At 62.2% G+C, this 25,505-nt stretch carries 23 protein-coding genes; 20 read left to right on the top strand and 3 right to left on the bottom strand.

All coding sequences use genetic code 11. The annotated features are described in order from the left end of the window. The first annotated feature begins 149 nt into the window (after positions 1-149). The 9 genes from J9788_RS19080 to J9788_RS19040 all read left to right on the top strand — a co-directional run bounded on the left by J9788_RS19080 (position 150) and on the right by J9788_RS19040 (position 11,341). The gene (locus tag J9788_RS19080; protein WP_015378793.1) at positions 150-1,073 is read left to right on the top strand and encodes a LysR substrate-binding domain-containing protein; all 924 of its coding nucleotides are present in this window, start codon (positions 150-152) and stop codon (positions 1,071-1,073) included. 115 nt (positions 1,074-1,188) lie between these two features. Continuing rightward, positions 1,189-2,652: a gamma-aminobutyraldehyde dehydrogenase gene (locus J9788_RS19075; RefSeq protein ID WP_042785220.1), complete on the top strand. Its 1,464-nt coding sequence runs from the start codon at positions 1,189-1,191 to the stop codon at positions 2,650-2,652. A 73-nt stretch (positions 2,653-2,725) separates the two neighbouring features. Next, positions 2,726-3,880 (top strand): putative ABC transporter substrate-binding protein YdcS, encoded by a 1,155-nt coding sequence (gene ydcS / locus J9788_RS19070; RefSeq protein WP_025303928.1) that lies wholly within the window; start codon positions 2,726-2,728, stop codon positions 3,878-3,880. A gap of 53 nt (positions 3,881-3,933) precedes the next feature. Next, positions 3,934-4,962 carry an ABC transporter ATP-binding protein gene (locus tag J9788_RS19065; RefSeq protein ID WP_033644106.1) on the top strand — a complete coding sequence of 343 codons (1,029 nt, stop codon included), beginning with the start codon at positions 3,934-3,936 and terminating at the stop codon, positions 4,960-4,962. 1 nt (position 4,963) lies between these two features. Then, complete coding sequence (locus J9788_RS19060) at positions 4,964-5,908, top strand: ABC transporter permease (protein WP_182265540.1); 945 nt, start codon at positions 4,964-4,966, stop codon at positions 5,906-5,908. Further along, entirely contained in the window at positions 5,898-6,704 is an 807-nt protein-coding gene (locus tag J9788_RS19055) for an ABC transporter permease (RefSeq protein WP_016929774.1), read from the top strand. The genes J9788_RS19060 and J9788_RS19055 overlap by 11 nt, the downstream gene beginning before the upstream one ends. A 35-nt stretch (positions 6,705-6,739) precedes the next feature. After that, complete coding sequence (gene patD / locus J9788_RS19050) at positions 6,740-8,164, top strand: aminobutyraldehyde dehydrogenase (protein ID WP_046687663.1); 1,425 nt, start codon at positions 6,740-6,742, stop codon at positions 8,162-8,164. Between the two features lie 85 nt (positions 8,165-8,249). Further along, complete coding sequence (locus J9788_RS19045; RefSeq protein ID WP_182265539.1) at positions 8,250-10,160, top strand: FAD/NAD(P)-binding protein; 1,911 nt, start codon at positions 8,250-8,252, stop codon at positions 10,158-10,160. After that, positions 10,157-11,341 (top strand): cytochrome c, encoded by a 1,185-nt coding sequence (locus tag J9788_RS19040; protein WP_182265538.1) that lies wholly within the window; start codon positions 10,157-10,159, stop codon positions 11,339-11,341. Before J9788_RS19045 ends, J9788_RS19040 begins: the two co-directional genes overlap by 4 nt. Positions 11,342-11,378: 37 nt before the next feature. On the opposite strand, the gene hmpA is transcribed toward J9788_RS19040, so the two are convergent. After that, positions 11,379-12,569, bottom strand: a complete 1,191-nt coding sequence (hmpA, locus tag J9788_RS19035; protein ID WP_182265537.1) for an NO-inducible flavohemoprotein — start codon at positions 12,567-12,569, stop codon at positions 11,379-11,381. A gap of 357 nt (positions 12,570-12,926) precedes the next feature. Here hmpA and glyA point away from each other — a divergent pair, with 357 nt between their 5' ends. Both glyA and J9788_RS19025 read left to right on the top strand, forming a co-directional pair. Beyond that, entirely contained in the window at positions 12,927-14,180 is a 1,254-nt protein-coding gene (gene glyA / locus J9788_RS19030) for a serine hydroxymethyltransferase (RefSeq protein ID WP_025303922.1), read from the top strand. Between the two features lie 156 nt (positions 14,181-14,336). Next, a complete protein-coding gene (locus J9788_RS19025) occupies positions 14,337-15,482 on the top strand; it encodes a 3-phenylpropionate MFS transporter (RefSeq protein WP_094141992.1) in 1,146 nt (381 codons plus the stop codon). Here the strand turns inward: J9788_RS19025 and csiE are convergent, their stop codons facing one another. Then, on the bottom strand, positions 15,483-16,748 hold the full coding sequence (gene csiE, locus J9788_RS19020; RefSeq protein WP_182265536.1) for a stationary phase inducible protein CsiE: 1,266 nt from the start codon (positions 16,746-16,748) through the stop codon (positions 15,483-15,485). A 181-nt stretch (positions 16,749-16,929) separates the two neighbouring features. Here csiE and J9788_RS19015 point away from each other — a divergent pair, with 181 nt between their 5' ends. Both J9788_RS19015 and J9788_RS19010 read left to right on the top strand, forming a co-directional pair. Then, positions 16,930-17,565, top strand: a complete 636-nt coding sequence (locus tag J9788_RS19015; protein ID WP_060560065.1) for a DUF1007 family protein — start codon at positions 16,930-16,932, stop codon at positions 17,563-17,565. Beyond that, positions 17,556-18,578, top strand: a complete 1,023-nt coding sequence (locus tag J9788_RS19010; RefSeq protein ID WP_046897757.1) for a nickel/cobalt transporter — start codon at positions 17,556-17,558, stop codon at positions 18,576-18,578. The genes J9788_RS19015 and J9788_RS19010 overlap by 10 nt, the downstream gene beginning before the upstream one ends. A 56-nt stretch (positions 18,579-18,634) precedes the next feature. On the opposite strand, the gene suhB is transcribed toward J9788_RS19010, so the two are convergent. Beyond that, complete coding sequence (gene suhB, locus J9788_RS19005; protein WP_033644096.1) at positions 18,635-19,438, bottom strand: inositol-1-monophosphatase; 804 nt, start codon at positions 19,436-19,438, stop codon at positions 18,635-18,637. Between the two features lie 119 nt (positions 19,439-19,557). Here suhB and trmJ point away from each other — a divergent pair, with 119 nt between their 5' ends. From trmJ to hscA, 7 genes are all read left to right on the top strand, one after another. Further along, positions 19,558-20,292, top strand: a complete 735-nt coding sequence (trmJ, locus tag J9788_RS19000; RefSeq protein ID WP_025303916.1) for a tRNA (cytosine(32)/uridine(32)-2'-O)-methyltransferase TrmJ — start codon at positions 19,558-19,560, stop codon at positions 20,290-20,292. A gap of 193 nt (positions 20,293-20,485) precedes the next feature. Beyond that, entirely contained in the window at positions 20,486-20,980 is a 495-nt protein-coding gene (gene iscR / locus J9788_RS18995) for a Fe-S cluster assembly transcriptional regulator IscR (protein WP_004941404.1), read from the top strand. Between the two features lie 54 nt (positions 20,981-21,034). Continuing rightward, a complete protein-coding gene (gene iscS / locus J9788_RS18990; RefSeq protein WP_046897756.1) occupies positions 21,035-22,249 on the top strand; it encodes a cysteine desulfurase in 1,215 nt (404 codons plus the stop codon). A gap of 24 nt (positions 22,250-22,273) precedes the next feature. Continuing rightward, on the top strand, positions 22,274-22,660 hold the full coding sequence (iscU, locus tag J9788_RS18985; protein WP_004941408.1) for a Fe-S cluster assembly scaffold IscU: 387 nt from the start codon (positions 22,274-22,276) through the stop codon (positions 22,658-22,660). 54 nt (positions 22,661-22,714) lie between these two features. After that, entirely contained in the window at positions 22,715-23,038 is a 324-nt protein-coding gene (iscA, locus tag J9788_RS18980) for an iron-sulfur cluster assembly protein IscA (protein ID WP_004941410.1), read from the top strand. 62 nt (positions 23,039-23,100) lie between these two features. Next, complete coding sequence (gene hscB, locus J9788_RS18975; protein ID WP_033644094.1) at positions 23,101-23,622, top strand: co-chaperone HscB; 522 nt, start codon at positions 23,101-23,103, stop codon at positions 23,620-23,622. Positions 23,623-23,654: 32 nt separating this feature from the next. Beyond that, positions 23,655-25,505 carry a Fe-S protein assembly chaperone HscA gene (hscA, locus tag J9788_RS18970; RefSeq protein WP_182265535.1) on the top strand — a complete coding sequence of 617 codons (1,851 nt, stop codon included), beginning with the start codon at positions 23,655-23,657 and terminating at the stop codon, positions 25,503-25,505.

The raw sequence follows: 25,505 nt of genomic DNA, 5'->3' as shown, positions 1-25,505 counted from the left end.
TCGCACTTCTTCGCCTCATTGTTCTCCTCATTTTTGCCTGTCGGCATTCTAAAAAAGCGAACGCTATCGCGTTTTTGATACTTTTCCCGATCGCTTTACGGCCGGCGTCTACACTCAACGCAATGTTTTTGCTTGAGGAATCATTCCCCATGATGACGTTACGCCAAATCCGCCACTTCATCGCCGTGGCGGAAACCGGGTCGATCTCCGCCGGCGCCCAGGCGGTGTTTGTCTCCCAGTCTTCGCTGACGCTCGCTATCCAGCAGCTGGAAACCGAGATCGGCGTGCGGCTGTTCGATCGCCACGCCAAGGGCATGACGCTGACCCATCAGGGGCATCAGTTTTTGCGTCAGTCGTATCTGATCCTGGCGACGGTGGACAATGCCAAGCGCAGCCTGCAGATCGGCACAGAAAGCCTGACCGGCAAGCTGACCATCGGCGTCACCAGCCTGGTGGCCGGCTACTTCCTGGTGGAACTGCTCACGCGCTTTAAATCGGCTTATCCCAATGTCACCGTGCAGGTGGTTGAAGACGAACGCCCGTACATCGAGCATCTGCTGGTCAGCGGCGAGATCGACATCGGCGTGCTGATCTTGTCGAACATCGAGGACCGCGACGCGCTGCAGACCGAGGTGCTGATGCACTCGCCGTACCGCCTGTGGCTGCCGCCGCTGCACCCGCTGCTGGAGCACGAGAGCATCAGCCTGGCGGACGTGGCCAAACAGCCGCTGATCCAGCTCAACGCCGATGAAATGGACGTGCACGCGCGGCGCATCTGGGCACGCGCCGGGCTGAAGCCGGAGATCGCCATGAAGACCGCCTCGACCGAGGCGGTGCGCAGCCTGGTGGCGGCGGGGATGGGAGTCTCTATCCAGCCGGACATGGCGTACCGCGCCTGGTCGCTGGAGGGCAATATGATCGAGGCGCGCAAGCTGGACGATCTGCTGGAGCCGCTGGATATCGGGCTGGCATGGCGGCGCGGCAGCGCGCGGCCGGAGCTGGTGACGCCGTTCCTCACCATCGCGCGCGAGAACGGCAGCAAACACGCCGCCGGGCTTAAGCATTCGATTTAATCGAACGCGGCGTTCAGTATTTAGAATTTGTTGCCCGCCAGAGGCTCGCTTAGGCTGATTAAAACTAACTTATTCACATTTGGTTAACGTTTTTGTCACTTAGGGGCGTCAGGCGATGGCGGATGTGCAGGTTCTCTCAGGTTTGTCCTGTCAGCAGTTCATTAACGGTCAGCTTATCGACGGCGAAGGCCAGCAGGAATGCATCGTCAATCCGGCCAACGGCGAGACGCTGATCGCCCTGACCGAAGCCTCTTCGGCGCAGGTCGGCAGCGCGGTAAAAGCCGCGCAGCAGGCGTTCGGCCATTGGTCGCGCACTACGCCGGCCCAGCGCGCCACGCTGTTGCTGCGCATCGCCGATGCCATCGAGCGGCAGGCGCCGCAGCTGGCGCAACTGGAGGCCCTCAACTGCGGCAAGCCGCTGCATCAGGCGCTGAACGACGATCTGCCGGCGGCGGTCGACGTGTTCCGCTTCTTCGCCGGCGCGGTGCGCACTCAACAAGGGCAGCTGGCCGGTGAGTATGTGCCGGGCCACACCTCGATGATCCGTCGCGATCCCATCGGCGTAGTCGCCTCGATCGCCCCCTGGAACTATCCGCTGATGATGGCGGCGTGGAAGATCGCGCCGGCGTTGGCGGCGGGCAATACCGTGGTATTCAAACCGTCCGAGCACACGCCGCTGACTATTCTGGCGCTGGTGCCGGCGCTGCAGGAGATCCTGCCGCCGGGCGTGCTGAACATCGTCTACGGCGGCGGGGAAGGGGTCGGCAGCCAGCTGGTGGGGCACCCGCAGGTGCGGCTGGTGTCGGTCACCGGCGATATCGTCACCGGGCAAAAAATTCTTCAGGCGGCGGCCAAAAGCGTCAAGCGCACTCATCTGGAGCTGGGGGGCAAAGCGCCGGTGATCGTCTGCGACGACGCCGATCTCGACGAAGTGGTCAACGGCATTCGCACCTATGGCTATTACAACGCCGGCCAGGACTGCACCGCCGCCTGCCGCATCTACGCGCAGGCCGGCATCTATCCCAAACTGGTGGACGCGCTGGGCGAGGCGGTCGCCAGCCTGCGCTTTGCCCGCAAGCGCGATCAGGACAACGAGATCGGCCCGCTGATAAGCAGCCGCCAGCGCGATCGCGTCGCCAGCTTTGTCGAGCGCGCGCTCAGCCAACCGCATATCGAATTGATCACCGGCGCCGCGGCGCACTCCGGGCCGGGATTCTACTATCAGCCGACCCTGCTGGCGGGCTGCCTGCAAAGCGACGAGATCGTGCAGCGCGAGGTGTTTGGGCCGGTGGTCAGCGTCACGCGCTTCGAGCATCTGGCGCAGGCGGTCGAGTGGGCCAACGACTCGGAATATGGGCTGGCTTCGTCGGTGTGGACGCAAAATATCGATCGGGCGCTGCACATCGCCGCCCATCTGCAGTACGGCAGCACCTGGATCAACACCCATTTCACCTTGGCGAGCGAAATGCCGCACGGCGGCCTGAAACGCTCCGGCTACGGCAAGGATCTGTCCAGCGATTCGCTGCAGGATTACAGCGTTGTCAGGCACGTAATGGCGAAGTTCAAAGCCAGCTTCTAGCGGTTCTATAAAGCAAAATCGGGCGGCAGCCGTTCCCTGCCGCACACAGATACGCAACACAGGGGTAATTACGATGAGAAAAACTACCGCAGTCACCACCACCGTCTCCGCGCTCTGTCTCACCGTGCTGTGCGGCCTGGCTCAGGCGGCCGATCTGCCGCAGTCGCTGGGCAAAGGCGAAGGCCGGCTGGACATCATCGCCTGGCCCGGCTACATCGAACGCGGCCAGTCCGACAAAAACTACGACTGGGTCACCCAGTTTGAGAAGCAAACCGGCTGTGCGGTGAACGTGAAGACCGCCGCCACCTCCGATGAAATGGTCAGCCTGATGGCCAAGGGCGGCTACGATCTGGTGACCGCCTCCGGCGACGCCTCGCTGCGTCTGATCTTCGGCAAGCGGGTACAGCCGATCAACACCGCGCTGATCCCGAACTGGAAGAACATCGATCCGCGCCTGCTGAACGGCGCCTGGTATACCGTGGACGGCAAAACCTACGGCACGCCGTACCAGTGGGGGCCGAACCTGCTGATGTACAACACCAAAACCTTCCCGACGCCGCCGGACAGCTGGGCGGTGATCTTCCAGCAGCAGAACCTGCCGGACGGCAAGAGCAACCAGGGGCGGGTGCAGGCTTACGACGGCCCGATCTACATCGCCGACGCGGCGCTGTTCCTGAAGGCCACCCAACCGCAGCTCGGCATCAGCGATCCTTACCAGCTCAACGAAGAACAGTATCAGGCGGCGCTGAAGCTGCTGCGCAGCCAGCACGCGCTGATCCACCGCTACTGGCACGATACCTCGGTGCAGATGAGCGACTTTAAAAACGAAGGCGTGGTGGCTTCCAGCGCCTGGCCGTATCAGGCCAACGCCCTGAAGGGCGAGGGGCAGCCGATCGCCACCGTGTTCCCGAAAGAGGGCGTGACCGGCTGGGCGGACACCACCATGTTGCACAGCGACGCCAAACACCCGAGCTGCGCCTACCAGTGGATGAACTGGTCGCTGGAGCCGAAGGTGCAGGGTGACGTGGCGGCCTGGTTCGGGTCGGTGCCGGCTTCGCCGGCGGGCTGCAAGGCCAGTGCGCTGCTGGGTGAGAAGGGCTGCGAAACCAACGGCTTCAATCAGTTCGACAAAATCGCCTTCTGGAAAACGCCTCAGGCGCAGGGCGGCAAGTTCGTGCCGTACAGCCGCTGGACCCAGGATTACATCGCCATCATGGGCGGCCGCTAAGCCGCGGGGCGCAGCCCGCTGCGCCCGAATCACATCCGTATGGAGCACAGAAAATGACCATTGCCGTGCAATTCATCGATGTTTCGCGGACTTTCGGCGATGTTCGCGCCGTGGATCGGGTATCCATCGATATTCAGGACGGGGAATTCTTCTCCATGCTCGGGCCGTCCGGCTCGGGCAAAACCACCTGCCTGCGCCTGATCGCCGGCTTTGAACAGCTGACTTCCGGCTCGATTCGCATTCACGGTCAGGAAGCCGCCAACCTGCCGCCGTACCAGCGCGACGTGAACACCGTGTTTCAGGATTACGCGCTGTTCCCGCACATGTCGGTGCTGGAAAACGTCGCCTACGGCCTGATGGTGAAGGGCGTCGCCAAACGCGAGCGGCTGGCGCGGGCGCAAGAGGCGCTGGAGAGCGTGGCGCTCGGTTTCGTTGCCGAACGTAAACCGGCGCACCTGTCGGGCGGCCAGCGTCAGCGCGTGGCGTTGGCGCGCGCGCTGGTCAATCGGCCGCGGGTGCTGCTGCTGGACGAGCCGCTCGGCGCGCTGGATCTCAAGCTGCGCGAGCAGATGCAGGGCGAGCTGAAGAAGCTGCAGCGTCAGCTGGGCATCACCTTTATTTTCGTCACCCACGATCAAAGCGAAGCGCTGTCGATGTCCGATCGGGTGGCGGTGTTCAATAACGGCCGCATCGAACAGGTGGATACGCCGCGCGAACTTTACATGCGGCCGAAGACGCCGTTCGTCGCCGAGTTCGTCGGCACCTCCAACGTGGTGCGCAGCGAGCTGGCGCAGCGCCTGCTTGGCGAAAGCCGAACCTTCTCGATCCGGCCGGAACATATCCGCCTGCTGGAGCACGGCGGCGCGGCGCAGGACGAGATCCAGGTGCAGGGCACGCTGCAGGAAATCCATTACCAGGGCGCGGCCACGCGGTATGAAATCGCGCTGAACGGCGGCGAAAAGCTGCTGGTCAGCCAGGCCAATCCGCAGTGGATCGCCGCAGGGCAACAGCGGCAGATCGGCCAGCCGATCGTCGCCTGCTGGCCGCGCGCGGCGATGGTGCCGCTGCTGGAGGAGAGGTGAGATGGACATGAGCATCGATTCCCCCCCGGCGCGCGGCGGTACCGTGCGCGCGCTGTCGACCTGGCTCTATCGCCGGCCGACGCTGTATCTGCTGTTACTGCTGGTGCCGCCGCTGCTGTGGTTCGGCGCGGTGTACCTCGGTTCGCTGCTGACGCTGCTGTGGCAAGGATTTTACACCTTCGACGATTTCACCATGGCGGTGACGCCGGATCTGACCTTCGCCAACCTCGCGGCGCTGTTCAACCCGGCCAACTACGACATCATCCTGCGCACGCTGACCATGGCGGTGCTGGTGTCGCTGGCCAGCGCGGCGCTGGCGTTCCCCATCGCCTATTACATGGCGCGTTACACCAGCGGCCGCGTCAAGGCGTTCTTTTACATCGCCGTGATGATGCCGATGTGGGCCAGCTATATCGTCAAAGCCTATGCCTGGACTTTGCTGCTGGCGAAAGACGGCGTGGCGCAGTGGTTCCTGCAGCACATGGGGCTGGAGCCGCTGTTGGCTTCGCTGCTGACGGTGCCCGGCGTCGGCGGCAACACGCTGTCGACCTCGGGGCTGGGGCGTTTTCTGGTGTTCGTCTATATCTGGCTGCCGTTCATGATCCTGCCGATCCAGGCGGCGCTGGAGCGCCTGCCGCCCTCGCTGCTGCACGCTTCGGCGGATCTGGGCGCCCGGCCGGCGCAGACCTTCCGTCACGTCATTTTGCCGCTGGCGGTGCCGGGCATCGCCGCCGGGTCGATCTTCACTTTCTCGCTGACGCTGGGCGACTTTATCGTGCCGCAGCTGGTGGGGCCGCCGGGCTATTTCATCGGCAGCATGGTGTACGCCCAGCAGGGCGCGATCGGCAATATGCCGATGGCCGCGGCCTTTACGCTGGTGCCGATCGTCCTGATCGCCATCTACCTTTCCATCGTCAAACGTCTGGGGGCTTTCGATGCACTCTGAACGCGCGCCCTTAGGGCTGAAGCTGGCCGCCTGGGGCGGACTGGTCTTCCTGCATTTCCCGTTGGCGATCATCGCCATCTACGCCTTCAACACCGAAGACGCGGCCTTCAGCTTCCCGCCGAAGGGCTTCACGCTGCACTGGTTCAACGTCGCCGCCGGGCGGCAGGACATTATCGATGCGGTGCTGCTGTCGGCGCAGATCGCCTGCCTGGCGACCGCCATCGCGCTGGTGCTCGGCACCCTGGCGGCGGCGGCGCTGTATCGGCGCGATTTCTTCGGCAAGGACAGCATTTCGCTGCTGTTGCTGCTGCCGATTGCGCTGCCGGGGATCGTCACCGGCCTGGCGCTGCTGGCGGCGTTCAAGGCGCTGAACATCGAGCCCGGCATCCTGACCATCGTCGTCGGCCATGCGACGTTCTGCGTGGTGATCGTGTTCAACAACGTCATCGCCCGGTTCCGCCGCACCTCGTACAGCCTGATCGAAGCGTCGATGGATCTCGGCGCCGACGGCTGGCAAACCTTCCGTTACGTGATCTTGCCGAACCTCGGCTCGGCGCTGCTGGCCGGCGGCATGCTGGCGTTTGCGCTGTCGTTCGACGAAATCATCGTGACCACCTTTACCGCCGGCCACGAGCGCACGCTGCCGCTGTGGCTGCTGAACCAGCTCGGTCGCCCGCGCGACGTGCCAATCACCAACGTGGTGGCGCTGTCGGTGATGCTGTTGACCATGCTGCCGATCCTCGGCGCTTACTACCTGACCAAAGGTGGGGAAAGCGTCGCCGGCAGCGGCAAATAATTTCCTTACCCGACCTCTGATAAAAGGATAACCCTATGCAAAGCCAACTGTTGATTGACGGCCAACTGGTGAATGGCCAGGGCGCTACCCAGCCGGTGTATAACCCGGCGACCGGCGAAGTGATCGCGCAGGTGGCGGAGGCCAGCCCGGAGCAGGTCGATCGCGCAGTGCTGGCGGCGGACGCCGCGTTCGCCGCCTGGGGGCAAACCACGCCGAAGGAGCGCGCCGAGCACCTGCTCAAGCTGGCGGATCTGATCGACGAGCATGCCGAGACCTTCGCCAGGCTGGAGTCGCTCAACTGCGGCAAGCCTTATCACTGCGTGCTGAACGACGAGCTGCCGGCGGTGGCCGACGTGTTTCGCTTCTTCGCCGGCGCCAGCCGCTGCCTGACCGGCATGGCGGCCGGTGAGTATCTGGCCGGGCACACCTCGATGATCCGCCGCGATCCGCTCGGCGTGGTGGCCTCGATCGCGCCGTGGAACTACCCGCTGATGATGGCGGCCTGGAAGCTGGCGCCGGCGCTGGCGGCGGGCAACTGCGTGGTGATCAAGCCTTCTGAGCAGACGCCGCTGACCACTTTCAAACTGGCCGAACTGGCCGCCGGGCTGTTCCCGCCGGGCGTGCTCAACGTGCTGTTCGGGCGCGGCGCCGGCGTGGGCGATCGGCTGACCGGTCATGACAAGGTGCGCATGGTGTCACTGACCGGGTCGATCGCCACCGGCGAGCACATCATCGCCCATACCGCCGCCGGCATTAAGCGCACCCATATGGAGCTGGGCGGCAAGGCGCCGGTGCTGGTGTTCGACGATGCCGATCTGCAGCAGGTGGTCGACGGCATTCGCGGTTTCGGCTTCTACAACGCCGGGCAGGATTGCACCGCCGCGTGCCGCATCTACGCGCAGAAAAGCATTTATCCCGAGCTGGTCAAGCGGCTGGGCGAGGCGGTGGCCAGCCTGAAGATCGGCGCGCCGGACGACGAGACCACCGAGCTGGGGCCGTTGATTACCGCCCAGCATCTGGAGCGGGTGGCCGGTTTTGTCGAGCGAGCCAAAGCGTTGCCGCACGTGCAGGTGGTGACCGGCGGCGAGAAGGTGAAAGGGCCGGGCTACTACTTCCAGCCGACGCTGTTGGCCGGCGCGCGCCAGGACGATGAGATCGTGCAGCGCGAAGTGTTCGGCCCGGTGGTGACGGTGACGCCGTTCGACGACGAAGAGCAGGTGCTGGCCTGGGCGAACGAATCCAATTACGGGCTGGCGTCGTCCGTGTGGACCCGCGACGTGGGCCGCGCGCATCGCTTAAGCGCCCGCCTGCAATACGGCTGCACCTGGGTGAACACCCACTTCATGCTGGTGAGCGAAATGCCGCACGGCGGCCAGAAATTGTCCGGCTACGGCAAGGATATGTCGATGTATGGGCTGGAGGATTATACGGCCATTCGTCATGTGATGTTCAAACATTGATTTTACAGTAATTATCCGCACAATAGCGCGGCCTTCGAGCCGGCTCCGGCCGGCTGATGATAATAAAAATTGAAAGGAAGCCTATATGGGTATCACCAGACGCGATTTTCTCAACGGGGTGGCGATCACCATCGCCGCCGGGTTGACGCCGCTGCAAATCTTGCGCGCGTCGCCGCAAACCGCCAATCAAACCCTGTACTATCCGCCGGCGCTGACCGGGTTGCGGGGCAACCATCCGGGCTCGTTCGAGCATGCGCACCAGCTGGGGCGCGACGGCAAAACCTTTGATTTCGGCAGCGTGCCCGCCGTTGAAGAGTTCGATCTGGTGGTGGTCGGCGCCGGCATCAGCGGGCTGGCGGCCGCCTGTTTCTGGCAGCAGCTGAAAGGCGAGCGGCAGCGCATTCTTTTGATCGACAATCACGACGACTTCGGCGGCCACGCCAAGCGCAACGAGTTCAACAGCGACGACGGCATGCTGCTCGGCTACGGCGGCAGCGAATCGCTGCAGTCGCCGCGCTCCAACTTCAGCCCGGTGGCGATGGGGCTGCTGCGCAAGCTCGGCGTCGATATCGACCAACTGGAACAGGCTTTCGACACCACCTTCTACCCGGATTTGAATTTGAGCCGCGGCGTTTACTTCGATCGCAAGAACTTCGGCGTCGACAAGGTGGTGAGCGGCGATCCGGGGCGCACGGTGGCGGACGACATTCCGCGCGATCGCCTCAACGGCCGTTCTTATGAAGCGTTCATCGGCGATTTCCCGCTGCCGGAAAGCGATCGCCAGGCGCTGATTGCGCTGCACACGGTGGAGAAGGATTATCTGCCGGAGATGACGCAGGAGCAGAAGGTCGAGTGGCTCGATACCCACAGCTATACCCAGTTCCTGCGTGAAAAAGTGGGCCTGAGCGAACTGGCGATCCGCTATTTCCAGCAGACCACCAACGACTTCCAGGCGGTGGGCATCGACGGCACCTCGTGCAGCGATGCGCGCATCTGCGATCTGCCGGGCCTTGACGGCATGAATCTGCCGCCGCTGGACGAAGAGTCGCAGGCGGATCTCGACGATCCTTACGTGTTCCACTTCCCGGACGGCAACGCCACGCTGGCGCGCCTGATGGTGCGCCAGCTGATCCCGGCGGTGGCGCCGGCCGGCAAGGACATGAACGACGTGGTGCTGGCCAAATTCGACTACAGCCAGCTCGATCGGCCGGAATCGCCGGTGAAGCTGCGTTTGAACAGCACAGGTCTGCACGCGGCCAACGTCGGCGACAAGGTGGAAGTCACCTACATGACCGGCGAGAAGATGACCAAAGTGCGCGCCGGGCAGGTGGTGATGGCCGGCTACAACATGATGATCCCGTATCTGGTGCCGGAGATGTCGCACGAGCAGCAGGAGGCGCTGAAACAGAACGTCAAGGCGCCGCTGGTGTACAGCAAGGTGGTGATCCGCAACTGGCAGCCGTTCATCAAGCTGGGCGTGCACGAGGTTTATTCGCCGGCCGCGCCGTACAGCCGCGTGAAGCTGGACTATCCGGTGAGCATGGGCGGCTATCAGCACCCGCGCGATCCGGATCGGCCGATCGGCCTGCATATGGTGTATGTGCCGACGCTGCCGGGCAGCGGCCTCAGCACGCGCGAACAGTCGCGTAAAGGGCGCGCGCTGCTGCTGGGCACGCCGTTCGAAGTGCACGAACAGATGATCCGCGAACAGCTGCAGGGCATGCTGGGCGAGGCCGGCTTCGATCATCAGCGCGACATTCAGGCGATCACCGTCAACCGCTGGTCGCACGGTTACTCCTACTTCCTCAACGGGCTGTTTGACGACGAAGACGAAGCCAAGAAAATCATCGAAACGGCGCGGCAGCCGATCGGCAAGATCGCTATTGCCAACTCCGATGCCGACTGGAGCCCGTACGCCAACTCGGCGATCGATCAGGCGTGGCGCGCGGTTAACGAACTGGCCTACGGCAAGGTTGCCGCCAAGGAGGGAGCATGAGTCTGCGCTCGCTGTACCTGTTGAGCCTGCTGGCCGCCGGCGGCTCGGCCCAGGCGATGTCGGCCGGGGAATACGTCGCCAAAGCCGGTGACTGCACCGCCTGCCATACCGCGCCGGGCGGCGCCGAATTGGCGGGCGGCATGAAGTTCCCGACGCCGCTCGGGGCTATCTACGCCACCAACATCACGCCGGACAAGCTGCACGGCATCGGCGCTTACTCGTTCGAAGAGTTCGATCGCGCCATGCGTCAGGGGATCGCCAAAGACGGTCACCGGCTTTATCCGGCGATGCCGTACACCTCGTACGCCAAAATGAGCGCGGAAGACATGCGCGCGCTGTATGACTATCTGATGAACGAGGTGCCGGCGCAGAACGTCGCCAACCGCGCCAGCGACATCAGCTGGCCGCTGTCGATGCGTTGGCCGCTGGCGGTGTGGAATAAGCTGTTCCACGACGACCAGCCGTATCAGGCCGATCCACAGCAAAGCGCCGAGTGGAATCGCGGCGCCTACCTGGTGCAGGGCGCGGGCCACTGCGGCAGCTGCCATACGCCGCGCGGTTGGGCGATGCAGGAGAAGGGGCTGGACGGTAAGGAACCGGTGTTCCTGAGCGGCGCCGAGCTGGACGGCTGGTACGCTTCCAACCTGCGCGGCCTGCCGCCGGAAGAGGTGACGGCGCTGCTGAAAACCGGCCGCAGCCGCCATGCGGCGGTCGCCGGGCCGATGAGCGAGGTGGTGACCCACAGTACGCAGTACCTCAGCGCCGGCGATCTGAACGCCATCGCGGTGTACCTGCGCAGCCTGACGCCGGACACCGCCGCCAAACCTGCTTCATCTGCTGCGCAGGCGGATAATTCGGGCGGCAAGGCGACCTATGCGATGTACTGCTCGACCTGCCACGGCAATCAAGGTGAAGGTACCGATTTTGCCATTCCGGCGCTGGCGGGCAACGCCACGGTAACGGCGGACAATCCGCTGACCGCGCTGCGGGTGGTGCTGGAAGGGGCGCATACCCCGATCACGCAGCAGGCGATGGCGCTCGGGATGCCGGCTTACGGCTGGGCGTTGAACGATCGGCAGGCGGCCGACCTGATGAGCTATCTGCGGGGAAGCTGGGGCAACCAGGCGGCGCCGGTAACGGTGCAGCAGGTGCAGGACGCGCGCCAACTGCAGGCGAAATGAAGAGGGAGCGCGGTCTGACGGCCGCGCTCCGCAAGCATTACAGCACCTTATGCGGGCCGAAGCATTCGTAGTGGATGCGTTCGGCCTCTACGCCCATCTCCAGCAACTGTTTGCCCACGAACTGCATGAAGGCCACCGGGCCGCAGAAGTAATAGTGCATCTGCGGATCGGCCAGGCTGCCTTGCAGCGCGCTCAAATCCATCAATCCGCGGCTGTGGTAGTCGCGGCCTTCCACGTCATCGGCGCCCGGCTCGCGGTACCACACATGGCGGCTAAGATTCGGCATGCGCCCGGCAATATCCGCCACTTCCTCGGCAAAGGCATGCACGCTGCCGTTTTCCGCCGCGTGCAGCCAGTGGACCTGCGCCTGGTGTTGGCTGTCGTGCAGGCTGTTGAGCATGCCGAGCATCGGGGTTTGGCCGACGCCGGCGGAGATCAGCGCCACCGGCGTGGTCGGCGCCACGTCGAGGAAGAAGTCGCCGTGCGGCGGGGCGATGTCGATCACGTCGCCTTCCTGCGCCTGCTGGTGCAGGTAGTTGGACACTTTCCCCTGATCTTCGCGCTTCACCGCGATGCGGTAGAACTCGCCGTTTGGCGAGGTGGTCAGCGAGTACTGGCGAATTTCCTGATGCTCCAGGCTGTCGTGCTTGATGTAGACCGCCAGGTATTGCCCCGGTTTGAAGTCCGCCACCCGGCCGCCGTCCACCGGCGCCAGCACGAAACTGCAGATCACGTCGCTCTGCGGCTGTTTCTTCAGGATGCGGAATGCGCGCAGATCGCGCCAGCCGCCGTTGTCGGTTTCGCTCTGCTGATAAATCTGCTCTTCACGCTGGATAAACACGTTGGCCAGCACGCCGTAGGCTTTGCCCCAGGCGTCCAACACTTCCTGACCCGGGCTGAACATTTCGTCCAGCGTCGCCAGCAGGTGGCCGCCGACGATTTGGTATTGTTCCGGCTGGATATTGAAGCTGGTGTGCTTCTGCGCGATGCGCTCCACCGCCGGCAGCAGCGCCGCCAGGTTCTCGATGTTGGCGGCATAGGCGCAGATGGCGTCGAACAACGCCTGACGCTGATCGCCGTTGTGCTGGTTGCTCATATTGAAAATGTCTTTCAATTCCGGGTTGTGCGCGAACATGCGATCGTAAAAGTGGGCGGTCAGCTTCGGCCCGGTTGCAGCCAGCAGGGGGATGGTGGATTTTACGGTGGCGATGGTTTGGCTATCCAGCATGGGAGCGCTCCTTGGGTTGGGCTCTTGACGAGAATCTTAATGATGTATTTTAAATGCATCTTATTGGGTTGCACGCCGCTTGTAAATACCCTTGTTTTCGTTGCGGTGTTCTTCGGGCGTCGATCGCGCTCACAGAACATGAAAAAAGCGCATTGTTCGCATGAGGAAATGTCCGTTGATAAACGGCGGCGTTTCGCGGATCAAAGCCTTGCGCCGCCTTATGCCAATCGTTTGCGTAAAAACCTCTGTCAAGACCTATCTTCGGTAGGGCGAAACGGTTTACACTGTGGCCCAGAACCCAAACGGGTAGTTATTTGGTGATTTTTTAGTTAGCTGATTTAAGTCAGGAGATGCCGGATGTTAAAGCGTGAAATGAACATTGCCGATTACGATGCGGAACTGTGGCGTGCCATGGAGCAGGAAGTGGTGCGTCAGGAAGAGCACATCGAGCTGATCGCGTCTGAGAACTACACCAGCCCGCGCGTGATGCAGGCTCAGGGTTCCCAGCTGACCAACAAATACGCTGAAGGCTATCCGGGCAAGCGTTACTACGGCGGCTGCGAATACGTGGATATCGTTGAGCAGCTGGCTATCGACCGCGCCAAAGAATTGTTCGGCGCCGATTACGCCAACGTGCAGCCGCACTCCGGCTCCCAGGCTAACTTCGCCGTTTACACCGCGCTGCTGCAGCCGGGCGACACCATTCTGGGCATGAACCTGGCGCACGGCGGCCACCTGACCCACGGTTCCCCGGTTAACCTGTCCGGCAAACTGTATAACGTGGTGCCTTACGGCATCGACGACAAAGGTCAAATCGACTATGACGATCTGGCCAAACAGGCGCAAACCCACAAGCCGAAAATGATCATCGGCGGCTTCTCCGCTTACTCCGGCGTGGTTGACTGGGCCAAAATGCGCGAAATCGCCGACAGCATCGGCGCTTATCTGTTCGTCGACATGGCGCACGTGGCCGGCCTGATCGCCGCCGGCGTGTACCCGAACCCGGTACCGCACGCGCACATCGTCACCACCACCACCCACAAAACCCTGGCGGGCCCGCGCGGCGGCCTGATCCTGGCGAAGGGCGGCGACGAAGAGCTGTACAAGAAGCTGAACTCCGCCGTGTTCCCTGGCGGCCAGGGCGGCCCGCTGATGCACGTGATCGCCGGCAAGGCGGTGGCGCTGAAAGAAGCGATGGAGCCTGAGTTCAAGGTTTACCAGCAGCAAGTGGCGGTCAACGCCAAGGCGATGGTGGACGTGTTCCTGCAGCGCGGCTACAAAGTGGTCTCCGGCGGCACCCATAACCACCTGTTCCTGCTGGATCTGGTCGACAAAAACCTGACCGGTAAAGAAGCGGACGCTGCCTTGGGCCGCGCCAACATCACCGTCAACAAAAACAGCGTGCCGAACGATCCGAAGAGCCCGTTCGTCACCTCCGGCGTGCGTATCGGCACCCCGGCCGTGACCCGTCGCGGCTTCAAAGAAGCCGACGTGCGCGAACTGGCCGGTTGGATCTGTGATGTGCTGGACAACATCAACGATGAAGCCACCATCGAACGCACCAAGAAGAAAGTGCTGGATATCTGCGCCCGCCTGCCGGTTTACGCATAATCCCGCTTTTGCCTGAAAAAACCCGCTGCGGCGGGTTTTTTTGTGGCCGCTCGCGGCAAACTGTGAGCTGTCTGGCACTCTAACGCATTGACGTGGAATGAAGATTGCGGGCAGGTGTGAGCTCTGTCAAAGTATTGCCCTCACTCCGGAGGGATCATGGTTCTGCAATCCACGCGTTGGCTCGCGCTCAGTTATTTCACCTACTTCTTTTCCTATGGCATCTTCTTACCGTTCTGGGGCGTGTGGCTGAAAGGCGAGGGCATCGCGCCCGAAACCATCGGCATATTGCTCGGCGCCGGTTTGGTGGCCCGCTTCCTCGGCAGTTTACTGATTGCTCCCCGCGTTAAAGATCCCTCTCATCTGGTTTCCGCGCTGCGCCTGCTGGCGCTGCTGACCCTGGCTTTCGCAGTTGGCTTCTGCTTCGGCAACGGCTGGGGCTGGCTGATGCTGGTGATAGCGGGGTTCAACCTGTTCTTCTCGCCGCTGGTGCCGCTGACCGACGCGCTGGCCGCCACCTGGCAAAAGCAAATCCGCATGGACTACGGCCGGGTGCGGCTGTGGGGCTCGCTGGCGTTCGTCATCGGCTCGGCGCTGACCGGGCAACTGGTGGCGGTGTGGGGCCATAACGCCATTCTCTACAGCCTGATCCTAAGCGTGCTGGCGATGCTGCTGGGCATGCTGCTGAAGCCGAGCGTGATGCCGCAGGGCGAAGCGCGCACGCACGGTGGGGCCGAGCGTTCGCTGTGGGCGCTGTTGAAAGAAGGGCCGGTGTGGCGCTTCCTGTTGTGCGTCACGCTGCTGCAGGGCGCGCACGCCGGTTACTACAGCTTCGGCTCCATTTACTGGCAGGAGGCGGGCTATTCGGCCTCGACCATCGGTTATCTGTGGTCGCTGGGCGTGGTGGCGGAAGTGATTATTTTCGCCAGCAGCAACGTGCTGTTCCGCCGCTGGAATGCGCGCAACCTGCTGCTGCTTTCCGCCTGTTGCGGCGTGTTGCGCTGGAGCCTGATGGCCTACAGCACCGAGCTGGGTTGGCTGCTGCTGATCCAGATCCTGCACTGCGGCACCTTCACCGTGTGCCATCTGGCGGCGATGCGCTTTATCGCCGCGCGCCAGGGGCAAGAGGTGATCCAACTGCAGGCGGTGTATTCGGCGCTGGCGATGGGCGGCGGTATCGCCGTCATGACGGTCATTGCCGGGTTCCTGTTCGAACATTGGCAGGGCGGGGTGTTCTGGGTGATGGCGGCGGTCGCGGCGCCGGCCTTGTTCATCCGGCCGCCGGCGGTCAGCGTCAGCCGGTGATTAAGGGGCTTCCAGCAGCGCGCGGATGGCCTGGCGCTGGCGGTTTTCCAGCGGCAGTTCGGTATAGATCAGCGGCGGGTGCGGAGCGCTGTGCACCGCCGCGTAGGGGGTGATCACCAGCGTGACGCCCTGCGGCGCTCCGCCGCACAGATAGTCGCTCAGCGGCAGATACTTGATGTTCAGCGGCAGCAGCGTGAGCTCGCGGATCTGATATTCCACTTCCTCTTCCAACTGCGGGTTATCCAGCGTCAGCAGCAGCACCTGTTTTTCCTGCAGCGCGTTGTCCTGCATCAGCCAGGCGCCGAAGCTGATGGCCACCAGGCCCGCCTCTTCGTTGGAAAAATGCACGCCGTACTCCTGCTCCAGCGGTTTCAACGCTTCCTGCGTGGTGCGCATCAGCCGCGGGTATTTGCGCACCACTTCTTCCAGCAGCATATTGTCGATGCCGATGGCGAAACGGCAGCGCTCCAGCGCCGGCGCCAGATGGGCGAACAGCTGGCTGACCAGCTCCGCCTTGCTGCTGAAAGCCATGCCGGACAGCTGCTGGAATCGCTCGACCATGCTGTCGATCGCCGTCATCAACCGCTGCTCATGCGCCGAGTCGTTGCTGTGGTAGCTGTGGCTTTTCAACAGGGTGAAGGTCAGCGCCAGGAAATCGCGCTCGTCCGCGTGCGGCGGCTGGTTAAACAGCCGGTTGCAGGTCTGATGCAGCCAGGCGGCGGCTTGCTGCTCCGGTTTTTGCCGCAGCCAGTCGCGCTGAACGGCGTCGAAACGCGGGTGTTGCTGCAGGCGGTTTTGCCAGGCGCAGTAGAGCAGATAATGCTGCAGGAATTGGCGGTCGCGCGCGTCAAAGTGACGATTGAGCAGCGGCTCGCAGGCGTCGAGCGCCTGGGCCAACAGCGATGTCGACTCGGCATCGGCCGCCAGCGCTTGCCGCAGGCGCGGGGCGAAATCGTCTTCGACGAACCGCGGGCTGCAGCGCAGGGTGCGCCTTAGCCAATGGAGCAGGCACAGGCGTTGGTTGAGCGCGCTGCCCCTCAATCGGTAGCCATGGTCGGGATCGACGGCGATCTCCAGATGGTGGAAACGCTGGATTTCACTGGCCACCTCGGCTATATCTTGCCGGGTTATCGGGGGGGCGACGCCATTGATTCGGCTGAGGGTCTCCAGCTGTAACTCGGGCTCCAGCGTGTACAGCATCAGCAGCAGATGGCAGCGCCGTTGTTGTCCGGAGAGCTCAGGCACGGGAGAGGTGTCCAGGCTCATATCACCTTCCGGCATAAAAGGTTGCGATTATGCCTAAGCATAGCAAAAGGCTTTGTGCCGGCAGGGTTAACGCGCGGCTTTTACTTCGGCTTACAACTTTCGTCACAAATATCGCCGGCAGAGGCGGGCCGTTCGACATTTATTTGTGTTACGTTATAACAAATATAGGTAAAGCAGGATAATGATGAAGTTACGTCGACTTTTGGCTGCCTTTGGCGCCGTGTTCAGCGCCGGTGCGATCGCTCATCCGCACAGCTTTATCGATATGAACACTACCTTCGTCGCCAAGGACCAGCGGTTGGTCGGCCTGAAAATGGTGTGGGTGATGGATGAAATCACCTCGGCGGATCTGCTCTACGATGCGAAAAACGCCAAGAGCGATTCGGAAGTGTGGAAAAAGCTGGCGGCGGAAGTGATGGCCAACGTGCTGGGGCAGCACTATTTCACCGACCTTTACCGCGGCGGTAAACCGGTGAAATACCTGAACTTGCCCAGCGAATATCACCTGTCGCGCCAGGGCAACCAGGCGGTGCTGGAGTTCGTGCTGCCGTTGGCCGAGCCGCAGCCGCTGGCGGGCAAGCCGTTCGAGCTTTCTACTTACGATCCGACTTATTTCGTGGATATGACCTATAAAGACCAAAATGCGCTGCATTTGCCGCCGGAGATGGCGCAGCAGTGCAGCTACAAGCTGATGACGCCGAAGCCGAATGCGTCGCTGCAGGCCTATGCGCTGTCGCTCGACAAGAACGACTCGCCCGGTGAAGACCTGGCGCTGGGGCAGCAGTTCGCCCAGCGGGTGACGCTGCAATGTCGCTGAATCTCTCGCAACCGACGATAAACCGGCGCCACTGGGCTTTCGGCCTGTGGCCGCTGCTGCCGTTCACGCTGGCGCTGGCGGCCGCCGCGCTGCTGGCGTGGCACTATTGGCCGCAGCTGCTGATGCAGAGCGTGGTATGGCAAAAAGCGCTGCACCAGCAGATGGCGGGGTTGTTGCAGCAGGTGAAGGCCGCGCCGCAGCAGGCAGGGTTGGCGCTGGTGCTGTTCAGCCTCGGCTATGGCGTTTTGCATGCGCTCGGCCCCGGCCACGGCAAAGTGGTGATCGCCACCTATCTGGCCACTCACCCGGCGCGGCTGAAAAGCAGCCTGAAGCTGACCTTTGCCGCTTCGCTGGTGCAGGGCGGGGTGGCGATCGCGCTGGTCACGCTGATGCTGGTGGTATTGCAGCTCTCTTCGCGCCAGCTGCACCAAAGCAGCTTCTGGCTGGAGAAGGGCAGCTTTATTCTGGTGATGTTGCTTGGCGTGTTGCTGAGTTGGCGCGCGCTGAAACGTCTGTTTGCGGCGATCAAGGCGATGCGCCCGGCGCCGGCGCTGCGCATCAACAGCCTGACGCCGCTGGCGGCGGAGCATGTGCACAGCGCCGATTGCGGCTGCGGCCACCGGCATCTGCCGAGCGACAGCGAGCTGCAGGCAGGAAGCGATTGGCGCACCCAGACCGCCATCGTGCTGGCGATGGGCATGCGTCCCTGTTCGGGGGCGATTTTGGTGCTGCTGTTTTCCAAGGTGATCGGCGTGTTTGGCTGGGGAGTGATCTCCGCGCTGGCGATGGCGTTCGGCACCTCGTTGACCATCTCCATGCTGGCGCTGCTGGTGCATTACAGCCGCCGGCTGGCGGTGCGCCTCAGCCGTTCGCGTGCGCCCGCCGCCTGGAGCGCGGTGGCCTGGGGGGCGTTGGCGCTGGCCGGGGGGCTGATCCTGTTGGCCGCCGGGCTGTTGCTGTACGTCAGCGCGCAGCCGGAATTCGGCGGCGGTATCCGCCCCTTCTCCCGCTGACTGGCATAAAAAAAGCGCTGCATCGGCAGCGCTTTTTTTCGATTAGCTTCTGGCGATTAACGCTTCAGCGCTTCGCTCAGTTCTTCACGCATGGTGGCCAGCATGGCTTTCACCACGCGCGGGTTGCCTGCGACCACGTTGCCGGAGCTGAAGTGGTTGTGGCCGCCGACGAAGTCGGTGACCAGGCCGCCGGATTCACGCACCAGCAGTTCGCCCGCGGCGAAGTCCCACGGCTTCAGGCCGATTTCGAAGAAACCGTCTACGCGGCCGGCGGCCACATAGGCCAGATCCAGCGCAGCGGAACCGGTGCGGCGGAAGTCCGCGCACTGGGTGAACAGCTTGCCGACGATGTTGATATAAGGCGTTGCGTGCTGTTTGACTTTGAACGGGAAGCCGGTCGCCAGGATGGTGCCATCCAGATCTTTGGCGTTGGTGCCGCGCAGACGGTAACCGTTGAGCTGGGCGCCCTGACCGCGCGTGGCGGTGAACAGTTCGTTACGCATCGGATCGTAAACCACGGCCACTTCAGTGCGGCCTTTGATGCGTACGGCGATGGAAACGGAGAAATGAGGGAAACGTTTGATGAAGTTTGCAGTGCCATCCAGTGGATCGATCACCCATTGCACATCGCGATCTTCGCCGATCAGCTCACCGCGTTCTTCGCTCACGATACTGTGTTGCGGATAAGACTTGCGGATGACGTCGATGATCAGATGCTCTGCATCGCGATCGACGTTGGTGACGAAGTCATTGGTCCCTTTCTGGCTCGCTTCTACAGCGTCCGGGGTTTCGTAGTTTTTGGCAATCAGGTTACCGGCCTTGCGCGCAGCGCGCACGGCGATAGTCAGCATCGGATGCATGGGTATCTTCCAACTAGGATGTTAAAGAACAGGAAACGGCGCGAAGTATAGCAGCTGTTCGGCAAATTGCCTACGGCTGTGTTAAGATGCTGCGATTTTCCGCCACGCTCAGAGTTTGTATGCTGCACAATATCCGCATTGTTCTGGTAGAGACTTCACATACCGGCAACATGGGCTCGACCGCCAGAGCCATGAAAACCATGGGGTTAACCAACCTTTATCTGGTTAATCCGCTGATCAAACCCGATTCTCAGGCCATCGCCCTGGCCGCCGGCGCCAGCGACGTGATCGGCAACGCCACCATCGTCGATACCCTCGATGACGCCATCGCCGGCTGTAGCCTGGTGGTGGGCACCAGCGCGCGCTCTCGCACCCTGCCGTGGCCGATGTTGGAGCCGCGTGAATGCGGCGTGCGCGCGGTGCACGAGGGCGAGCACGCGCCGGTGGCGCTGGTGTTCGGCCGTGAACGCGTCGGGCTGACCAACGATGAATTGCAGAAGTGCCACTACCACGTCGCCATTCCGGCCAACCCGGACTACAGCTCGCTGAACCTGGCGATGGCGGTGCAGATCCTGGCGTACGAAGTGCGCGTGGCTTACCTCGATCGCCAACAGGCGGGCGCGCCACAGCTGGAAGAGACGCCGTATCCGCTGGTGGACGACCTCGAGCGTTTCTATCAGCACCTGGAGCAGACGCTGCAGCGTACCGGCTTCATTCGCCCGTCCCATCCGGGCCAGGTGATGAGCCGCCTGCGTCGGCTGTTCACCCGCGCGCGCCCGGAAGGGCAGGAGCTGAATATCCTGCGCGGCATGCTGACTTCGATCGAGAAACAGGATAAACATCAAGGTAATTAATTGATGCGGCATAACGGTGGGCGACAATAGTATTAGTTATCCAAAGGTTATAACATGTATTTTATATACCTTTGTTCTTGCTAAGTTCAAAACGTGCTAATACTTGAGTTAATTACTAGGTTAAATAGTTGACTGATTTACTCAGGAATGTCAGACTTTCGGCCATATTTGACCAACAGGTAACCATTGAGCTATGAGACTGACATCCAAAGGCCGTTATGCCGTAACCGCTATGCTCGACGTAGCGCTGCATTCCCAGGAAGGGCCGGTGCCACTGGCGGACATTTCCGAACGCCAGGGTATTTCGCTCTCTTATCTGGAACAATTATTCTCCCGTCTGCGCAAGAATGGCCTGGTGGCCAGCGTGCGCGGTCCGGGCGGTGGTTATCTGCTGGGTAAAGACGCGGGTGAGATCGCCGTTGGCGCTGTCATCACTGCCGTCGATGAATCGGTAGATGCAACCCGTTGCCAGGGCAAAGAAGGGTGTCAGGGCGGCGATCGCTGCTTGACCCACGCCCTGTGGCGCGATCTGAGCGAGCGCATCAGCGGGTTCCTGAACAACATTACGCTGGCTGAACTGGTCAACAACCAGGAAGTGCTGGTGGTGGCGGATCGTCAAAACAACGATACGCGCCGCACGGCCAACGGTCGTCCGCAAGAAACTATCAACGTTAATCTGCGCGCATAAGCAGCTGGCGAAATTATTTTAGTTTTTGGAAGTGATGTACGGAGCACAAGAGCAATGAAATTACCGATTTATCTGGATTACTCAGCAACGACGCCGGTTGACCCGCGCGTTGCTGAGAAGATGATGCAGTTTTTGACCCTGGACGGCACTTTCGGCAACCCGGCTTCCCGTTCCCACCGTTTCGGTTGGCAGGCGGAAGAGGCGGTAGACATCGCCCGTAACCAAATCGCCGAACTGGTGGGCGCCGATCCGCGCGAAATCGTCTTCACCTCCGGGGCGACCGAATCCGACAACCTGGCGATCAAAGGCGCTGCCAATTTCTACCAGAAAAAAGGCAAGCACATCATCACCAGCAAAACCGAACATAAAGCCGTGCTCGACACCTGCCGTCAGCTGGAGCGCGAAGGGTTTGAAGTCACCTACCTGGCGCCGCAGAGCAACGGCATCATCAGCCTGCAGGATCTCGAAGCGGCGATGCGCGATGACACCATCCTGGTCTCCATCATGCACGTCAACAACGAAATCGGCGTGGTGCAGGATATCGACGCGATCGGCGAAATGTGCCGTGCGCGCGGTATCATCTACCACGTTGACGCCACCCAGAGCGTGGGCAAACTGCCTATCGATCTGAGCAAGCTGAAAGTCGACCTGATGTCGTTCTCCGGCCACAAAATCTATGGCCCGAAAGGCATCGGCGCGCTGTACGTGCGTCGCAAGCCGCGCATCCGCATCGAAGCGCAGGTACACGGCGGCGGTCACGAGCGCGGCATGCGTTCCGGCACCCTGCCTGTCCACCAGATCGTCGGCATGGGCGAAGCTTATCGCATCGCCAAAGAAGAGATGACCGAAGAGATGGCGCGTCTGCGCACCCTGCGCGATCGTCTGTGGAACGGCGTGAAAGATATGGAAGAAGTGTATCTGAACGGCGATCTGGAGCACGGCGCACCGAACATCCTGAACGTCAGCTTCAACTACGTTGAAGGCGAGTCGCTGATCATGGCGCTGAAAGACCTGGCCGTTTCTTCCGGTTCAGCCTGTACCTCCGCCAGCCTCGAGCCGTCCTACGTGCTGCGCGCGCTGGGCATGAGCGATGAATTGGCGCACAGCTCGATCCGTTTCTCCCTGGGGCGTTTCACCACGGAAGAAGAGATCGACTACACCATTCAACTGGTGCGTAAATCCATCGGCCGTCTGCGCGATCTGTCCCCGCTGTGGGAGATGTTCAAGCAGGGCGTGGACATCAACAGCATCGAATGGGCGCATCATTAATTCTCAGGTTTCAGGAGCAAGGTCATGGCTTACAGCGAAAAAGTAATCGATCATTATGAAAACCCGCGCAACGTGGGTTCTTTCGACAACGAAGATCCTACCGTCGGCAGCGGCATGGTAGGGGCGCCGGCTTGCGGCGACGTGATGAAGCTGCAAATCAAGGTTAACGATGAAGGCATCATCGAAGACGCGCGCTTTAAAACTTACGGCTGCGGTTCCGCCATCGCCTCCAGCTCGCTGGTGACCGAATGGATGAAAGGCAAGTCGCTCGATCAGGCTGAAGCGATCAAAAACACCCAGATCGCCGAAGAGCTGGAATTGCCGCCGGTCAAAATTCACTGCTCGATCCTGGCTGAAGACGCCATCAAAGCAGCGATTGCCGACTATAAGAGCAAGCATAGCGCCAAGTAATTTGTCTGAGTCGGCCCGGCCGCGCCGGGCTTTGATGTGAAGTGTGAGGTTGTGATGTCTATTACCATGAGCGACAGCGCTGCGCAGCGTGTTCAGGCGTTTTTGACGAACCGCGGCAAAGGTCTCGGCCTGCGTCTGGGAGTGCGAACTTCCGGCTGCTCCGGGATGGCGTACGTGCTGGAATTTGTTGACGAAGCCAACGATGACGACATCGTGTTTGAAGACAAAGGCATCAAGGTGATCATCGACGGCAAGAGCCTGGTCTACCTTGACGGCACCGAGCTTGATTTCGTTAAGGAAGGCCTGAACGAAGGCTTCAAGTTCAACAACCCGAACGTCTCAAGCGAGTGCGGCTGCGGCGAGAGTTTCAACGTCTGACAGTCCATCGTGCTCCCCCGTTTCGGCGGGGGAACTTCATCCGCTAACGCCCAGAGCACGCTATGGATTACTTTACTTTATTCGGGCTGCCAGTTCGCTACACCGTGGACGGCAGCCTGCTTGCGTCCCGCTTCCAGGATCTGCAGCGCCAATTCCACCCCGATCGTTTCGCCAACCAGCCGGAGCGTGAACGCCTGATGGCGTTGCAGCAGGCGGCGACCATCAACGAAGCCTACCAGGCGCTGAAGCACCCGTTAAAACGCGCGGAGTATATGCTATCGTTGCACGGCTTCGATCTGGGCAACGAACAGCATACGATGCGCGACACCGCGTTCCTGATGGAACAGCTGGAACTGCGCGAAGAGCTCGACGCCATTGAGCGCAAGCCGGAGGCGGAAAGCCTGCTGGCCGATTTCGGCGCGCGGCTGGCCGCCTCGGTCAAACAGCGCAGCGCGCTGATGCTGCAGCAGTTGGACAGTGAGCAGTGGGCGGACGCCGCCGACACCGTGCGCAAGCTGCGCTTCTTGGACAAACTCCAGCAACAGGTTGAACAACTCGAAGAAAAACTGCTGGGTTTTGAGTAACACCTTCTGATTCTGATTGTGGAAGCTTCAACATGGCCTTATTACAAATTAGTGAGCCTGGCCTCAGCGCCGCGCCGCACCAGCGACGTCTGGCCGCCGGCATCGACTTGGGCACCACCAACTCGCTGGTCGCCACGGTGCGCAGCGGGCAAGCGGAAACGCTGGCCGACGAACAGGGTCGCCATTTGCTGCCTTCGGTAGTGCATTATCAGGCGGACGCGCAGCGCGTCGGCTGGGAGGCGCGCCAACAGGCGGCGCAGGATCCGGCCAATACCGTCAGCTCCATCAAACGCATGATGGGCCGCTCGTTGGCGGACGTGCAGCAACGTTACCCGAACCTGCCGTATCAATTTCAGGCCAGCGACAACGGCCTGCCGCTGATCGTCACCGCCGCCGGCTCGGTTAACCCGGTCGGTGTCTCCGCTGATATCCTGCGGGCCCTGTCCGCGCGCGCGCAAGCGGCGCTGGAAGGCGAGCTGGATGGCGTGGTGATCACCGTTCCCGCCTACTTCGACGACGCGCAGCGCCAGGGCACCAAAGACGCGGCGCGTCTGGCCGGCTTGCACGTTCTGCGCCTGTTGAACGAACCGACCGCGGCCGCGATCGCCTACGGGCTGGATTCCGGCCAGGAAGGGGTGATCGCGGTTTACGATCTGGGCGGCGGCACCTTTGATATCTCCATTCTGCGTCTCAGCCGCGGCGTGTTCGAAGTGCTGGCCACCGGCGGCGATTCCGCGCTGGGCGGCGACGACTTCGATCACCTGTTGGCCGACTGGCTGCGCGAGCAGGCCGGCGTAGCCGATCGCAGCGACCACAGCGTGCAGCGCCAACTGCTGGATGCCGCCATCGCCGCCAAAATCGCGTTGAGCGATGCCGACAGCGTGCGCGTCGAGGTGGCCGGCTGGCAGGGCGAGGTGACCCGCGCCCAGTTTGAAGCGCTGATCGCTCCGTTGGTGAAGCGCACGCTGATGGCCTGCCGCCGCGCGCTGAAAGACGCCGGCGTCGCCGCCGACGAGGTGCTGGAAGTGGTGATGGTCGGCGGCTCCACCCGCGTGCCGTTGGTGCGTGAGCAAGTGGGCGCCTTCTTCGGCCGTACGCCGCTGACGGCGATCGATCCGGATAAAGTGGTCGCCATCGGCGCCGCGATCCAGGCCGACATTCTGGTGGGCAACAAGCCGGACAGCGACATGCTGCTGCTGGACGTGATCCCGCTGTCGCTGGGCCTCGAAACCATGGGCGGCCTGGTGGAGAAAGTGATCCCGCGCAACACCACCATTCCGGTGGCGCGCGCGCAGGAGTTCACCACCTTTAAAGACGGCCAGAGCGCGATGATGATCCACGTGCTGCAGGGCGAGCGCGAGCTGGTGCAGGATTGCCGTTCGCTGGCGCGCTTCACGCTGCGCGGCCTGCCGCCATTGCCTGCCGGGGGCGCGCACATTCGCGTCACCTTCCAGGTGGATGCGGACGGCCTGCTGAGCGTCACCGCGATGGAGAAATCCACCGGCGTGGAAGCCTCTATTCAGGTCAAGCCGTCGTACGGCCTGTCGGACAGCGAAATCGCCGGCATGATCAAGGATTCGATGGCCAACGCGCAAAACGACGTGGGCGCGCGCAAGCTGGCGGAGCAACGCGTGGAAGCCGCGCGGGTGCTGGAAAGCCTGCAGGGCGCGCTGGCCACCGACGCCGCGCTGCTGAGCGAGGCGGAAAGCCAGGCGATCGCCGCCGCGACCCAGGCGTTGCAGCAGGCGGCGCAGGGTGAAGACCCCGCCGCTATCGAAGACGCCATCAAAACATTAGATGCACAAACGCAAGATTTTGCCGCGCGCCGCATGGACGCTTCCATTCGCCGCGCGCTGGCTGGCCATTCTGTGGATGAGGTTTAA

The organism is Serratia sp. X10 (genome assembly GCF_017811775.1).
In the GTDB taxonomy this organism is placed as follows: Bacteria; Pseudomonadota; Gammaproteobacteria; order Enterobacterales; family Enterobacteriaceae; genus Serratia; species Serratia ureilytica.
The sequence above is the reverse complement of the archived record's forward strand: the minus strand, read 5'-3'. Positions and strand labels throughout refer to the sequence as shown.

What these genes read in the sequence shown, in the direction of transcription:
- J9788_RS19080 (WP_015378793.1), top strand. Translation starts at nt 150, where the DNA reads ATGATGACGTTACGCCAAATCCGCCACTTCATCGCCGTGGCGGAAACC.
- J9788_RS19075 (WP_042785220.1), top strand. Translation starts at nt 1,189, where the DNA reads ATGGCGGATGTGCAGGTTCTCTCAGGTTTGTCCTGTCAGCAGTTCATT.
- ydcS (WP_025303928.1), top strand. Translation starts at nt 2,726, where the DNA reads ATGAGAAAAACTACCGCAGTCACCACCACCGTCTCCGCGCTCTGTCTC.
- J9788_RS19065 (WP_033644106.1), top strand. Translation starts at nt 3,934, where the DNA reads ATGACCATTGCCGTGCAATTCATCGATGTTTCGCGGACTTTCGGCGAT.
- J9788_RS19060 (WP_182265540.1), top strand. Translation starts at nt 4,964, where the DNA reads ATGGACATGAGCATCGATTCCCCCCCGGCGCGCGGCGGTACCGTGCGC.
- J9788_RS19055 (WP_016929774.1), top strand. Translation starts at nt 5,898, where the DNA reads ATGCACTCTGAACGCGCGCCCTTAGGGCTGAAGCTGGCCGCCTGGGGC.
- patD (WP_046687663.1), top strand. Translation starts at nt 6,740, where the DNA reads ATGCAAAGCCAACTGTTGATTGACGGCCAACTGGTGAATGGCCAGGGC.
- J9788_RS19045 (WP_182265539.1), top strand. Translation starts at nt 8,250, where the DNA reads ATGGGTATCACCAGACGCGATTTTCTCAACGGGGTGGCGATCACCATC.
- J9788_RS19040 (WP_182265538.1), top strand. Translation starts at nt 10,157, where the DNA reads ATGAGTCTGCGCTCGCTGTACCTGTTGAGCCTGCTGGCCGCCGGCGGC.
- hmpA (WP_182265537.1), bottom strand. Translation starts at nt 12,569, where the DNA reads ATGCTGGATAGCCAAACCATCGCCACCGTAAAATCCACCATCCCCCTG.
- glyA (WP_025303922.1), top strand. Translation starts at nt 12,927, where the DNA reads ATGTTAAAGCGTGAAATGAACATTGCCGATTACGATGCGGAACTGTGG.
- J9788_RS19025 (WP_094141992.1), top strand. Translation starts at nt 14,337, where the DNA reads ATGGTTCTGCAATCCACGCGTTGGCTCGCGCTCAGTTATTTCACCTAC.
- csiE (WP_182265536.1), bottom strand. Translation starts at nt 16,748, where the DNA reads ATGAGCCTGGACACCTCTCCCGTGCCTGAGCTCTCCGGACAACAACGG.
- J9788_RS19015 (WP_060560065.1), top strand. Translation starts at nt 16,930, where the DNA reads ATGATGAAGTTACGTCGACTTTTGGCTGCCTTTGGCGCCGTGTTCAGC.
- J9788_RS19010 (WP_046897757.1), top strand. Translation starts at nt 17,556, where the DNA reads ATGTCGCTGAATCTCTCGCAACCGACGATAAACCGGCGCCACTGGGCT.
- suhB (WP_033644096.1), bottom strand. Translation starts at nt 19,438, where the DNA reads ATGCATCCGATGCTGACTATCGCCGTGCGCGCTGCGCGCAAGGCCGGT.
- trmJ (WP_025303916.1), top strand. Translation starts at nt 19,558, where the DNA reads ATGCTGCACAATATCCGCATTGTTCTGGTAGAGACTTCACATACCGGC.
- iscR (WP_004941404.1), top strand. Translation starts at nt 20,486, where the DNA reads ATGAGACTGACATCCAAAGGCCGTTATGCCGTAACCGCTATGCTCGAC.
- iscS (WP_046897756.1), top strand. Translation starts at nt 21,035, where the DNA reads ATGAAATTACCGATTTATCTGGATTACTCAGCAACGACGCCGGTTGAC.
- iscU (WP_004941408.1), top strand. Translation starts at nt 22,274, where the DNA reads ATGGCTTACAGCGAAAAAGTAATCGATCATTATGAAAACCCGCGCAAC.
- iscA (WP_004941410.1), top strand. Translation starts at nt 22,715, where the DNA reads ATGTCTATTACCATGAGCGACAGCGCTGCGCAGCGTGTTCAGGCGTTT.
- hscB (WP_033644094.1), top strand. Translation starts at nt 23,101, where the DNA reads ATGGATTACTTTACTTTATTCGGGCTGCCAGTTCGCTACACCGTGGAC.
- hscA (WP_182265535.1), top strand. Translation starts at nt 23,655, where the DNA reads ATGGCCTTATTACAAATTAGTGAGCCTGGCCTCAGCGCCGCGCCGCAC.